Annotated in this window: 14 protein-coding genes; 7 read left to right on the top strand and 7 right to left on the bottom strand. The window is 65.5% G+C overall.

All coding sequences use genetic code 11. The features are described from left to right. Positions 1 to 151: 151 nt before the first annotated feature. The 4 genes from ACSQ23_RS05155 to ACSQ23_RS05170 form a co-directional block, all read right to left on the bottom strand. A complete protein-coding gene (locus ACSQ23_RS05155) occupies positions 152 to 1,078 on the bottom strand; it encodes an ArsR/SmtB family transcription factor (RefSeq protein ID WP_055873525.1) in 927 nt (308 codons plus the stop codon). A gap of 66 nt (positions 1,079 to 1,144) precedes the next feature. Continuing rightward, positions 1,145 to 2,149: a hydroxyacid dehydrogenase gene (locus ACSQ23_RS05160; RefSeq protein WP_436089961.1), complete on the bottom strand. Its 1,005-nt coding sequence runs from the start codon at positions 2,147 to 2,149 to the stop codon at positions 1,145 to 1,147. An 8-nt stretch (positions 2,150 to 2,157) separates the two neighbouring features. Next, positions 2,158 to 2,487: an L-rhamnose mutarotase gene (locus ACSQ23_RS05165; RefSeq protein WP_436089962.1), complete on the bottom strand. Its 330-nt coding sequence runs from the start codon at positions 2,485 to 2,487 to the stop codon at positions 2,158 to 2,160. Between the two features lie 179 nt (positions 2,488 to 2,666). Beyond that, on the bottom strand, positions 2,667 to 3,425 hold the full coding sequence (locus tag ACSQ23_RS05170) for an IclR family transcriptional regulator (RefSeq protein WP_055873534.1): 759 nt from the start codon (positions 3,423 to 3,425) through the stop codon (positions 2,667 to 2,669). Between the two features lie 124 nt (positions 3,426 to 3,549). Here ACSQ23_RS05170 and ACSQ23_RS05175 point away from each other — a divergent pair, with 124 nt between their 5' ends. Genes ACSQ23_RS05175 through ACSQ23_RS05185 form a run of 3 tightly spaced genes read left to right on the top strand, consistent with a single transcriptional unit; the run spans position 3,550 to position 6,266 of the window. Then, the gene (locus tag ACSQ23_RS05175; protein WP_436089963.1) at positions 3,550 to 4,656 is read left to right on the top strand and encodes a mandelate racemase/muconate lactonizing enzyme family protein; all 1,107 of its coding nucleotides are present in this window, start codon (positions 3,550 to 3,552) and stop codon (positions 4,654 to 4,656) included. 16 nt (positions 4,657 to 4,672) lie between these two features. After that, positions 4,673 to 5,506, top strand: a complete 834-nt coding sequence (locus tag ACSQ23_RS05180) for a class I SAM-dependent methyltransferase (protein WP_436090567.1) — start codon at positions 4,673 to 4,675, stop codon at positions 5,504 to 5,506. 28 nt (positions 5,507 to 5,534) lie between these two features. After that, a complete protein-coding gene (locus ACSQ23_RS05185) occupies positions 5,535 to 6,266 on the top strand; it encodes an SDR family oxidoreductase (protein WP_436089964.1) in 732 nt (243 codons plus the stop codon). A 183-nt stretch (positions 6,267 to 6,449) separates the two neighbouring features. Here ACSQ23_RS05185 and ACSQ23_RS05190 read toward each other — a convergent pair whose 3' ends face one another. Next, positions 6,450 to 7,844: an AtzE family amidohydrolase gene (locus ACSQ23_RS05190; RefSeq protein ID WP_436089965.1), complete on the bottom strand. Its 1,395-nt coding sequence runs from the start codon at positions 7,842 to 7,844 to the stop codon at positions 6,450 to 6,452. Continuing rightward, on the bottom strand, positions 7,841 to 8,029 hold the full coding sequence (locus tag ACSQ23_RS05195; RefSeq protein WP_436089966.1) for a DUF4089 domain-containing protein: 189 nt from the start codon (positions 8,027 to 8,029) through the stop codon (positions 7,841 to 7,843). The genes ACSQ23_RS05190 and ACSQ23_RS05195 overlap by 4 nt, the downstream gene beginning before the upstream one ends. A gap of 210 nt (positions 8,030 to 8,239) precedes the next feature. On the opposite strand from ACSQ23_RS05195, the gene ACSQ23_RS05200 reads away from it, so the two are divergent. Both ACSQ23_RS05200 and ACSQ23_RS05205 read left to right on the top strand, forming a co-directional pair. After that, positions 8,240 to 8,986 carry an SDR family NAD(P)-dependent oxidoreductase gene (locus ACSQ23_RS05200; protein ID WP_436089967.1) on the top strand — a complete coding sequence of 249 codons (747 nt, stop codon included), beginning with the start codon at positions 8,240 to 8,242 and terminating at the stop codon, positions 8,984 to 8,986. Further along, positions 8,986 to 9,294: a Dabb family protein gene (locus ACSQ23_RS05205; protein ID WP_055873554.1), complete on the top strand. Its 309-nt coding sequence runs from the start codon at positions 8,986 to 8,988 to the stop codon at positions 9,292 to 9,294. Before ACSQ23_RS05200 ends, ACSQ23_RS05205 begins: the two co-directional genes overlap by 1 nt. 207 nt (positions 9,295 to 9,501) lie before the next feature. On the opposite strand, the gene ACSQ23_RS05210 is transcribed toward ACSQ23_RS05205, so the two are convergent. Beyond that, positions 9,502 to 10,344, bottom strand: coding sequence for an alpha/beta hydrolase (locus tag ACSQ23_RS05210; protein ID WP_055873557.1), 843 nt, complete (start codon positions 10,342 to 10,344; stop codon positions 9,502 to 9,504). Positions 10,345 to 10,512: 168 nt separating this feature from the next. Here ACSQ23_RS05210 and ACSQ23_RS05215 point away from each other — a divergent pair, with 168 nt between their 5' ends. After that, complete coding sequence (locus tag ACSQ23_RS05215; protein WP_436089968.1) at positions 10,513 to 11,199, top strand: fumarylacetoacetate hydrolase family protein; 687 nt, start codon at positions 10,513 to 10,515, stop codon at positions 11,197 to 11,199. Beyond that, entirely contained in the window at positions 11,199 to 12,296 is a 1,098-nt protein-coding gene (locus ACSQ23_RS05220; protein ID WP_055873563.1) for an ATP-dependent DNA helicase, read from the top strand. Before ACSQ23_RS05215 ends, ACSQ23_RS05220 begins: the two co-directional genes overlap by 1 nt. The last annotated feature ends 22 nt before the right edge of the window (positions 12,297 to 12,318 follow it).

The following is a 12,318-nucleotide window of genomic DNA, read 5'->3' on the forward strand; positions in this document are numbered from 1 at the left end:
CACCAGCTTTGGTGATCTATATCGCCTAGCTTGATATGGAACAGGTCGCGGCGCGTCAAGGGGCGGGTGGCGAGTCGTGCGCGGCGAATGGCATGTCGCGCGAAACAGGCTCCCTGCCTGCTCGCCATCGCCACCCGCTATGCGCCTCTGCTCACTCCGTCTCGATCCGGAGCACGATGTCCTGATCGTAATTGCCGAAGCCGCGCCCGAAAATGTTGATGCCGCCGGGGTGCTTGGCATCTTCCTTCACCCCGACCCGGAGCCGGATCGAGTGGTGGGTGTCGAGATCGAGGTCCTTCAGCGAGACCGGCGAGATCTTCATGCCGTCGACATAGGTCCCCGTCCCGTTGACGCGGAAACTCTTGAGCTTGCCGTACTGACTGCCCTTCAGCTTCCACCAATCCGGGGTGTAGACGCCGCGCTTGTCGCCGAAATCGCCGGGCGAGGTCCAGGTGCCGATGTCCTGGCCATTGACGCCGACGGTGATGTCGCTTGGCCAATCGGCGCTGGTGCCGGGCACTTCCGAGCTCAGCTCGAAGCTGAACTCCATCGAGGTGATCTTCTGCTGCGCCAGCCGGGCATTGTTGGGGAACTGGTATTCGACATAGCCGCGGGTGAACCAGATCAGCCCGGTCTTCATGCGGTCAGGATCGAGGAAGGTATCGGGCACGTCGAGCAGCCCGATGATCCCCTCGGTGGAGCAGAGCCCGCACGGCGCCGAGACTTCGCAGCTGGTATAGAGCCCGAGCGGCATCGCCACTTCGATGGCATTGGCCTTCAAGGGGCGGATGTCCTCCTTGAACATCACCAGCACTTCGTCGAACAGGCTGTGGCAGATCTTCTGGTTGCCCTTGCGCGCCTTCTGCGTCTCGGTGCGCACCAGCCCGGCTTCCACCAAGGTCTGCATATTCGAGCTGACCGTCGATTGCGGCTGGCCAAGCTTGGCCGCGATATCGTTGACGTTCATCGCGCCCTGCACGTGCAGCAGCTTGAGGATGGCGACGCGCACTTCGGAGGCGAGCGCCTTCAATACCTCCGGCCTCTCCTCAGGGTCGATGAGCAGGAAGTTGCGGCTCATGAATCGTGACGCTCCCAAACGCTGAAGGGCGTTTGTATCAGGAAGTTCGGTACAGTCAAACGAAGCTCAGGCGAGTTGCCCCAGCAACTCGTGCGGCACCCGGTAGAGCAGCGGCTCGCCGCGAACGAAGCGCTCGACCTCGTCGACGACGAGCGTGCCGAGCCGTTCGCGCTCGCCGCCGATGGCGCCGGCGATGTGCGGGGTCAGCAGCACGTTGGGCAGATCGTAAAGCGGCGACTCCGCCGGCAGCACCTCAGGCTCGGTGACATCGATCACCGCATTGAGACGCCCGGCGACCAGCTCACTGAGCAGCGCATCCTGGTCGACGATGCTGCCGCGGGCGGTATTGATGAAGGTCGCCCCGTCGCGCAGCAGCGCCAGCCGCCTGGCGTCGATCATGTGCCGGGTCGAGGGTAGCGCCGGGGCATGCAGCGAGGCGACGTCGGAACGAGCCAGGAGTTCGTCGAGTTCGACCAGTTCCACCCCCAGCGCCGCCGCCTGCTCTGGCGTGGTGCTGGTCGAGGTCAGCAGCAGCTCGAAATCGTAGGGCGCCAGCAACTCGATGGTTTTGAGCCCGATGCGTGACGCGCCGATAATGCCGACGGTCTTCCGATAATTGCCGAGCCCTGAGGCCATCAGCGGGTGCGAACGCAGGTGCCGCCGTTCGCGCCGATAGATGTCGCGGAACTGCAGCACGCCCTTGTTGGCAAAGAGGATCGCCGCGACGGTGAACTCCGCCACCGGCACCGCATTGGCGGTTACCGCCGAGGTCACGGCGACGCGCTCCACCACCTCGGGCGCGATGAAGTACTTTATCGAACCGGCCGAGTGGGCGATCAGCCGGAGTTTCGGCGCCACCGCGAGGGTACTTGCATCGAGCTGCGGCGGCCCCCAGCCGGTGATGAGGATCTCGGTCTCTGCCAGTACGGCCTTCGCATCAGGCGAGGTGAGTTCGAGCAGCGGCTCATGCCGCAGGATGTCGCAGAGGCCCGCCAGCCGCTGCAACTGCTCGGCGGCGAAGACGTGCTCGGTGAATTGGGGATCGTAGGCGAAGGCGAGCCTGGGCTGCATCGGTTCACTCAATCGGTGTGGAACACTTCGTCGATCGAGGCCCACCATTCGCCATCCTTGCGGGTCTCGAGCGGCGACTGCATCGGCATGCAGACCGACCACCATTCCTGGGTCACCGGATCGGCAGCCATCGCCGCCATGTCGGCGGCGTAGTCGGCGCCGACATACTCGAAATAGGAGAACAGCAGGTTCTCCGGCTGCTTCAAAAAGATTGAGTAGTTGCGGATGTTGGAGTTCCTGATCTGCTTCAGCACATCCGGCCACACCGCGGCATGCACCCGCACATAGTCCGCCACCGCCTCGGGCTTCAGCCCCAGCACCGCCCCATAACGCTTCATCGTCTCGTCTCTCCCTTGCAACTCATTTGTCAGGCGGGCGGCCTCTCCCACCCACCGGTGTCATCCCAGCGAAAGCTGGGACCCATTTCTCCGCTGTCGCGGGCTGCGAGTTGGATCCCCGCTTTCGCAGGGATGACATCGAGTGTGGACGATATTCTCGGCCAGCTCGTGCCAGACGCTCAGCTCCGCCGCTGCGAAATTTCCTGGCCGCAGGCGATCAGCAGCTGCAAGGCCGCATCGCACCCCGGCGCGGTCTTGACGTCCAGCCGCTCCGAATAGGGGCAGGTGAACACTGCCAGCACCCGGCCCATCGGCCCGAGGATCGGCACGGAGAGATTGTTCACCCCGGCGATCTGCAGGCTCTGCATGTTCTCAAAACCCTGCTGGCGCACCCGGGTCAGCCGCTCTTCCAGCGCCGGCGTCAGCTGCTCGGGCTGATCCTGCTCCTCGAGCATCAGCCGGCGCTCGTCGGCCGCGGCGAAGGCGAGCAGCACATGGCCGGAACCGGTGTTGATCAGGCTGATGCGCGAGCCCACCCGCACCGAGACGTTCCAATAGCCGGGCCCATCGACCTGCGCCGCCACCACCAGGTTGCCGCGGTCATAGATGGCGAGATGGCAGGCCTGCTGCGCATCCCTCGCGAAGCGCCGCATCACCGGCATGGCCTGGCTCAACAGCCGCTGCAGTGGCGGGCGGGCATGCGCCAGCTCGAACAGCTTCAGCGTCACCTCATACCGATCCGCGGACGTGCGGCGCACGAAGCCCCGGCGCACCAGCCGGTCGAGCATGCGATAGATTTCGTTGGGCGAGCGGTCGAGCGCCTTGGCGATCTCGGCCTGGCTCAGGCTCTCCTCGGTCGCCGCCAGCAACTCGAGGATATCCAGCCCCTTATCGAGGGCCGGGGCGCGGTACTTCTCCAGATCCTCGAGGGGAACCACGCGCCTTCCTCCCTTCGGCGCAATTGACGCCGCAAACCTCACGTGCTTACTCACGAATAGTCTTTTCACATATGCACAACAAGCCGGATTCAGCCGGTGTGCGCATCGCCTCGGGGAGGAAGCCATGGCGCGGATCGCGCGGGTCGAAGTGCTGATGGTCGACCTCAAACCCAAGGTGAAGCGGGTCGACGCCATCCAGTCCTTCGTGTCGCAGGAGACCCCAATTGTCCGCATCACCGATGCGGATGGCGTCACTGGCACCGGTTACAGCTACACCATCGGCACCGGCGGTCACTCGGTGATCGAACTGCTGAAACGCACGCTGGTCCCGGCCATTATCGGCCGCGAAGCCAACGAGATCGAAAAGCTCTGGCGCGAGCTGTTGTTCCTCACCCACGCCACCACCACCGGCGCCATCACCTCGATCGCGCTGGCCGCCATCGACACGGCGTTGTGGGACCTCCAGGCGCGCAAGCTCGGGCTGCCGCTGCATCTTCTCGCCGGCGGCGCGCAGGAGGCCATTCCGCTCTACACCACCGAAGGCGGCTGGCTGCATCTCGAGGAAGCCGCTCTGATCGAAGATGCGCTGCGCGCCAAAGCCGACGGCTTCGGCGGCTGCAAGCTGAAGGTCGGCCGGCCGATCCACGAGGATGTGCGCCGCATTTCGGCGGTGCGCGAGGCGGTCGGCCCCGGCTTCGAGATCTTCACCGACGCCAACCAGCGCTTCAATGTCGACGAGGCGATCCGCCGGGCCCGCGCCTACGAACCGCTCGATATCGGCTGGTTCGAGGAGCCGCTGACCGCCGAGGATATTTCCGGCCACACCCGGCTCTCGGAACACACCTCGATCCCCATCGCCATCGGCGAGAGCCTCTATTCCGCGATGCACTTCCGCGAGTATCTCGAGCGCCATGCCTGCTCGATCATCCAGGTCGATGTCGGCCGGGTCGGCGGCATCACCCCCTGGCTGAAGGTGGCGCATATGGCGGAAGCCTTCAACATCGCGGTCTGCCCGCATTTCCTGATGGAGCTGCATGTCGGGCTCTGCGCCGCCATCCCCAATGGCCGCTGGGTCGAATACATCCCGCAGCTAGACCAATTGACGACTGAACGGATGACCATCCGGGATGGTAAGGCCATCCCGTCGTCGAAGCCGGGGCTGGGCATCGCCTGGGATTTCGACGCCATCGAGCGGATGACCGTCGAAGGCTCGCATTCGATCCACCTCTAGGAGCGCCATCGTGCCGATCGTCGCCAGCGAACCAGCCAGTCTGGAGCGGAGCTTCGGCAGGGAAGCGTTCGGCGCCGATCCCGCGAACTATCACGCCGCCCGGCCGCCCTACCCGGAGGCGACGTGGGAGGCGCTGATCGAGCGCGCCGGGCTGCGAAGCGGCATCGACATCCTCGAGATTGGTGCCGGCACCGGCCTCGCGACGATTCCGTTGCTGAAGCACGATCCGGCGCGGCTGGTCGCGATCGAGCCTGATGCGCGGCTTGCAACATTCCTCGCCAAGACCGCAGCCGACCCGCGCCTCACGGTGGTCGGCGAAACCTTCGAGGATGCCGAACTGCGGCCCACGTCTTTCGACCTGGTGGTCAGCGCGACGGCCTTCCACTGGCTTGATGCGGTTCCAGCCCTCAAGCGCATCGGCGGCCTGCTGCGAGATAACGGCTCGGTGGCGTTGATCTGGAACGACTTTGGTGACGCCGGACGTCCCGATCCGTTCCATGAGGCCACGGCACACCTGTTCGAAGGACACCGTGTCAGCACCGGTCGTGGTTCGGGCAGACTTTCGTTCGCCAGCGATGCCGACGCTCGTCTCGCAGATTTTGACGCTGCAGGGTTCGTGTCAGACGAGCCGCAGTTCCTGCGCTGGACGCTCGCCCTCGACCCCCGAGGGGTACGCGCACTCTACTCCACCTATTCCAACGTGACTGCGCTGCCTCCGCTTGAGCGGACGCGCCTGCTCGACGGGCTTTTCGACGTCGCAGGCATGCAATTCGGCGGTCGCGTCGAGCGCAACATGACCACCGCCATCTACACCGCGAGGCGCGCGCCCGACGCGCATCTCGCTGCCTGAGACACCAAGCAAGAACTGGAGACTTCCCATGGCCGATATCAGCGGCAAGATCGTTCTCATTACCGCCGCGGCGCAGGGTATCGGCCTTGCCTCGGTGCATGCCTTCGTCAAGGCCGGCGCCAAGGTGATCGCCACCGACGTCAATGCGGCAAAGCTCAAGGAACTCGAGGGCACGCCTGGGGTCACCACCCGGGTGCTCAACGTGCTGAGCACCGAAGAAGTGAACAAGGCGGTGGCCGAGATCGGCCGCATCGATATCCTGTTCAACTGCGCCGGCGTGGTGCAGTCGGGCACCGTGCTCGAGATGCCCGACAAGGACCTCGAGTTCGCCTTCGACCTCAACGTCTGGGCGCAGATCCGCGCCATCAAGGCGGTGCTGCCGCAGATGCTGGAGCGCAAGGACGGCTGCATCATCAACATGGCGACTGTCGCCTCGTCGGTGACCGCGGTGCCGAACCGCGCCGCCTACACCATTTCGAAGGCCGCCGTGGTCGGGCTCACCAAATCGATGGCCGCCGACTATACCGACAAGGGCATCCGGGTGAACGCCATCTGCCCGGGCACCGTCGAATCGCCGTCGCTGCACGAGCGCTGGCACGCCACCGGCGATTTCGAAGCGGCGAAGAAAGCCTTCATCGCCCGCCAGCCGATTGGCCGCATCGGCCAGCCGGAAGAGGTCGCCGACCTCGCCGTCTATCTCGCCGGCGCCACCTACACCACCGGCCAGGTACAGATCATCGACGGCGGCTGGACGGCTTAACGGCACGGCTAGCTATCCATTGCCGCTGGTGGCTGTGGACCCCCACCCTTGATCCCTCCCCGCAAGGGGGAGGGAGACGCAAACTGCGATGTCAGTGTGAGGGTCTCCCTCCCCCTTGCGGGGAGGGGACAGGGGTGGGGGTCAGCCCGCACCGGCGTGAATCGGGTCGAATTGCCTCTCAGCTCAGTCCGCAAACCCCTGCGCTACCGGGGCCTTGCATACCCCTGCCGTTTCCAGCTGGTGGGCGATCCTCAAGCACACATCCTCGCGCCACGGCGCGGCGATCACCTGGACGCCGAGCGGCAGGTCCTCGCCATATTGCCACACCGGCACCGTCACCACCGGCAGGCCGATGAACGAGATCGGCTGGGTGAAGATCCCCAGATTGGGCCGCACTGGCAGCTCGACGCCGCCGAACATCGCGGTCTTCTGGCCGAGCAGCGGCGCCTTCATCGGCGTTGCCGGGGCGAGGATGGCGTCGACGCCGTCGAACAGTTTCAGCACACGATCGCGGAACACCCGGCGTAGTTTTTGCGCCCGCTCCACCCAGACAGCAGGCAGCATGGTCCCGGCGAGCAGCCGGTCGCGCACCTCGGGGTCGAAATCGTCGGGGCGTTGCCTGAGCCGATCGAGATGCAACGCCGCGCCTTCGGCCATGGTGATGAGGAAGGCTGCGGCGCGGGCTGCCTGCGCATCGGGCAGGGTGACGGTCTTGGTCACCTCGAGGGCCTTCGCCACCTTCTGCACCTGCGCCTGCACTTCCGGCGCGCCGAGGAAATACTCGCCGGCGACGGCGATGCGCAGCCCGGGGATCGGATGCTTCAGCCGCGCGAAGGTCGGCTCGTTCACCCGCTTGGTCTGCGCCGGATCGGCCTCGTCAAAACCCTGCAGCGTGTCATAGGCCAAAGCCAGGTCGCGGGTCGAGCGGGCGAGCGGACCGAGGTGATCGAGACTGGAGACAAAGGGGAAGCTGTGGGCTCGGCTCAGCCGGCCATAGGTCGGCTTCAGCCCGAACAAGCCGCAGAACGAGGCCGGCACGCGGATCGAGCCGTTGGTGTCGGAGCCGAGGCTCAACGGCACCAGCCCGCCAGCCACCGCAGCAGCCGGGCCGGCTGAGGAGCCGCCGGTCATCCGGTCGAGGGCGTGTGGGTTACGCGACGGGCCGTCATGGGCGTTCTCGCCGGTGAAGCCGTAGGCGTATTCGTCCATGTTGAGGCCGCCGAGCAGCACGGCGCCCGCGGCTTCGAGACGGCTCACCAGCGTTGCATCGCGCGCTGCCGGCGGGTTGTCGCGGTTGATCTTCGAGCCGGCGCGGGTGGTGATGCCCTTGATGTCGTAGAGGTTCTTGACCGCGAACGGCACGCCGGCGAGCGGGCCGGGATCCATGGCGTTGCGGATCTTGCTGTCGACCAGTTCGGCCTGCTCCAGCGCCCGCTCCGCCGTCACGTCGGTGAAGGCGCCCAGCATCGGGTTGTGCCGTTCGATGCGCTTGAGCGCCGCCTCGGTCACGGCGCGTGCCGTTACCTGGCCGCCTTTGACGGCTTCGGCAATCTCGACGGCGTCGGCGGTTGCCTTCATGCGCGATAGACCGGCGCGGGCTCGGCGTCATCGTCGAGCTTGATCTGCTCGACCAGCGCCGCCATCTTCGAGGCGGTCTTCAGGTTGAGCTTGATGCCGACCCGGTGCTCGGGCGCGATACGCAGCTGCAGCAGCGGCGCCGCAGCGTCGATCAGCGCATCGGCATCGAAGGGTTTGTAGGCCATGGCGCGTCATGCCTCGCATCGGCCAGCCGAGTGCAGCCCCCTGCTCTCGTGCCACCAGCCGTAAATAACCCTCACACGACAGCGCCTTGCGCGGCAATCATCTTGATGGTCGCGGGGCAACGACACGGCAGCGACTGGTTTCGCCGGAACTAACATGTTAGCGCTTGTGGCGAGGAAACGGCCGGGGAAACCGGCAGCGAGGGAACAAACGTGAATCAGATCGATCTCAACGGGCAGGTGGCCGTGGTCACCGGCGGCGCCTCGGGCTTCGGCCTGGCCTGCGCCAAGCGCTTCATCGCCTCGGGCGCCAAAGTCAGCCTCTGGGACCGCGACGCCGAGGCCTTGAAGCTGGCAACGGGGCTGCTCGGCGCCGGCGCATCGAGCCAGACGGTCGATATCACCGATTATGACGGGCTGGCCGCGGCGCACGCTACGGTGGAGAAGCAGGTCGGCCCGGTCTCGATCCTCCTCAACTCGGCCGGCATTGCCGGCAAGAACGCCCCGCTCGACGAGTACGGGCTCGATGAATGGCGGCGCGTCATCGAGATCAACCTCAACGGCACGTTCTACGTCAACCGCGTGGTGATCCCCTCGATGAAAGCGCGCAACTATGGCCGAATCGTCAACATCTCGTCGGTCGCTGGCAAAGAGGGCAACCCCAATGCCGCCGCTTATGCCGCCTCAAAATCCGGCGTGCTCGGGCTGGTGAAGGCGCTGGGCAAGGAAGTCGCCAAGTACGATATCGCGGTCAACGCCATCACCCCGGCGGTGGCCAATACCGCCATCCTCAAGGAAGTCACCAAGGAGTTCATCGAGTACATGCTGAGCCGCATCCCGCGCGGCCGCTTCCTCGAGGTGGATGAGCTCGCCAACATGGTCGCCTGGCTGGTGTCGAAGGAAAACAGTTTTACCACCGCCTCGGTGTTCGATCTCTCTGGCGGCAGGACCACCTACTGATGACCATCCGGCACTGCGTGTTCCTGAAATTCCGCGACGATGTCCCCCTGAGCGAGATACAGTCGATCTACGACCAGCTCGCAGCACTCGGCGTGCATCTTGCGATCGATCACATGAGCTATGGGCCGAACGTCTCGCCCGAGGGCCTGCACCAGGGCTTTGTCGACGGTTTTACCATGGACTTTCCGGACGCCGCGGCGCGCGACGCGTACCTCGCCGATGGCAAGCACCAGGAGGCGGGCAAGCGGCTGGTTGCGGCGCTCGAGGGTGGGGTGAAGGGTTTGCTGGTGTTCGATATCGAGGTTTGAGGGGCGGGGGCTCGAGGGATTTCGCCGTTGGGTTGCACGGTTTCTCCACCCACTCGATGTCATCCCAGCGAAAGCTGGGACCCAACTCTCCCTCCGCGCGGGCTGTGAAATGGGTCCCAGCTTTCGCTGGGATGACACCCGGTGGGGAGGCGAGGTGGGGGCCATCCCCACGCTCGGCCGCCTCCCGTGACTACCGGTTCAGAACCCCTATCCCCGCGACGCCGCAATCGTCTCCGCCAGCAACCCGCCCATGCGGCTCTCGGGCCGGCCGAGGTCGCGGACGATGGTCATGTGGTCGAGATCGGGCAACGTGATCCGCTCGTAGTTGAGGCCGCGCCGTTCGGCGGCGAAGCAGAGGTCCTGCGCCTGCAGGTGAAACGGCTCGGTCTCGTTGTGGCCGACCGCCACCACCACCTCGGGGCCGGCCAGCTGCTCGGCGCCGAGCGGGGAGAAGTTGGCCACCTCCTCGTCGGTCAGCAGCAGGTCAGGCTGCAGGTAGCTCTGGGTGATCGGCCGCAGGTCATAGAGCCCAGACACCAGCAGCAGCGACTTCACCGGGATATTGGGCGCATGCGCCTCGTGCGGGGCGCGCGCCGCGACATAGCTCGCGAGGTGCCCCCCGGCCGAGTGCCCCGAGGCCGAAAACGCATTGGGGTCGCCGCCAAAGCTTGCCGCATTTCCGATCAGCCAGCGGGCCGCCTGCCGCACTTCGTCGACCAGCTGCGCCATGCGGGAATTGGGGATCAGCGTGTATTCGACGATCGCCGCGATGGCGCCGCTGCGGGTGATGGTCTCGGCGGGAAAGGCGAACATTTCCTTGTCGTTCAAGAACCAGTAGCCGCCGTGGATGAACATGTGGATCGGCAGCGGCCCCGTGGCGTTCTCGGGAAAGAACAGGTCGAGCCGCTGCCGCGCTCCGTCGCCGTAGCTGAGGTCGAACCGGCTCCTCAGTGTGGCGCGGGTGCGGGCGCTGGCGGCGAGGTTGCCATTCTTCACCGCCTCGAAGTCCGGCACCAGGTTGGGAATGTCGAACGGGTCGATGGCGGTCACGGCGTACTCCTCAAGTAGAGGTCAACCCGAGCCCGACCCCAACGGCCAAGTCAAGCACCCCAAACGGCGCAGCCGCCGCCCCCAGGGAACTTGCCGACGAGCAAAGTTCTCATTTTGTCCCACGGCCGATTCGATTAGTGTGGCGCGCCTCAGAGTATGGGAACCACGATGTCCGATTACGTTATCGCGCCGCCGCCGCAGCCTGCCGTCCCCGTTGCCGGCGGAGGACTGTTCCCGGTCCGCCGCATCTATTGCGTGGGCCGCAACTATGCCGAGCACGCGCGCGAGATGGGGCACGATCCCAATGCCGAGCCGCCGTTCTTCTTCGCCAAACCCGCCGATGCGCTGGTGATCGAGGGCGCCGATTCGCCTTACCCGTCCGAGACGCAGAACCACCACCACGAGATCGAGCTGGTCGCCGCCATCGGCGCCGGCGGCAGGAACATCGCCGTCGCCGAGGCGATGCGCCATGTCTGGGGCTATGCGGTCGGCATTGACCTGACGCGCCGCGACCTCCAGGCCTGGGCCAAGAAGGGCGCCAAGCCCTGGGAAGTGGCCAAAGGGTTCGACCATTCCGCGCCGATCGGCACACTGGTCCCGGCCGCGAGCATTCCAACCCCACTCAGGGGCGCCATCGAGCTCCGCGTCAATGGCGAGACCCGCCAGTCGGCCGATATCGCCGACATGACCTGGGACCTGCCGCATGTGATCGCCGAGTTGTCGAAGTACTTTGAACTGTTCCCCGGCGACCTGATCTTCACCGGCACCCCGGCCGGGGTTTCGGCTGTGGTCAAGGGCGACCTGCTCGAAGGCTCGATATCAGGCATCGGAACCGTCGCGGTGCGCATCGCCTGATGGAGTGGTCGCCGCAACAGGATGAAGCGCTGCAGTCGGTATCGCGCTGGCTGAAGGACAAGGACGGCAAGCAGGTGTTCCGGCTGTTCGGCTGGGCCGGCACCGGCAAATCGACGCTCGCCCGCCATCTCGCCCAGGGGGTGAAGTCGGTGAAATATGCCGCCTTCACCGGCAAGGCGGCGATGGTGATGCGGAAATACGGGGCGCGCGGCGCCTCGACCATCCACTCGCTGATCTACGCGCTGGTGTCGGAGAAAGATGGCGAGCCGAAATTCGCGCTCGACCCGGAGAGCGAGGCGCTGACCGCCGACCTGATCGTCATCGACGAGGTCTCGATGGTCGACGAGCAGCTCGGCCGGGACCTGCTCAGCTTCGGCACCAAGGTGCTGGTGCTGGGCGATCCGTTCCAGCTGCCGCCGGTGCAGGGCGCTGGTTTCTTCACCGCCGACGAGCCCGACTATATGCTCACCGAGATCCACCGGCAGGCGGCGGACAACCCGATCATCCGCATGTCGATGGAAATCCGCGAGGGCGGCTATCTCGAGCATGGCCGCTATGGCGAGAGCCTCGTCATTCCGCGCGCCGATGTCGACCGCGACGCGGTGATGGAAGCTGACCAGGTGCTGGCCGGCCGCAACAAGACGCGGGTGGCCTATAATGACCGCATCCGCGAGATCAAGAACCTGCCCCGGCACGAGCCGGTGGCCGGCGATCGCCTGGTGTGCCTCAGGAACAACCCGGTCAAGAAGCTGCTCAATGGCCAGATCTGGACGGCTGCCGAGGTCAAGAAGCGCTCCAACGCCCGCTACTCGATGACGCTCGACCCGGACGAAGTCACCGGCGCCAAGGCGACGCAGGCCAAAGTGGTGACGCACGCGGCGTTCTTTTCGGGCGAAGAAGACCAACTGAGCTGGCCCGAGCGCCGCCAGTACGACGAGTTCACTTTCGGCTATTGCCTCACCGTGCACAAAGCCCAGGGCAGCCAGTGGGACAACGTCTACCTGTTCGACGAAAGCTATGTCTTCCGCGAGGATCGGCAGCGCTGGCTCTACACCGGGGTCACCCGCGCCAGCGAGAAAATCACCGTGGTCTCCTGACCAGCCAAACGGTTAACGCGCC

It is taken from the genome of Devosia sp. LjRoot16, from assembly GCF_964252795.1.
Classification (GTDB): Bacteria; Pseudomonadota; Alphaproteobacteria; order Rhizobiales; family Devosiaceae; genus Devosia_A.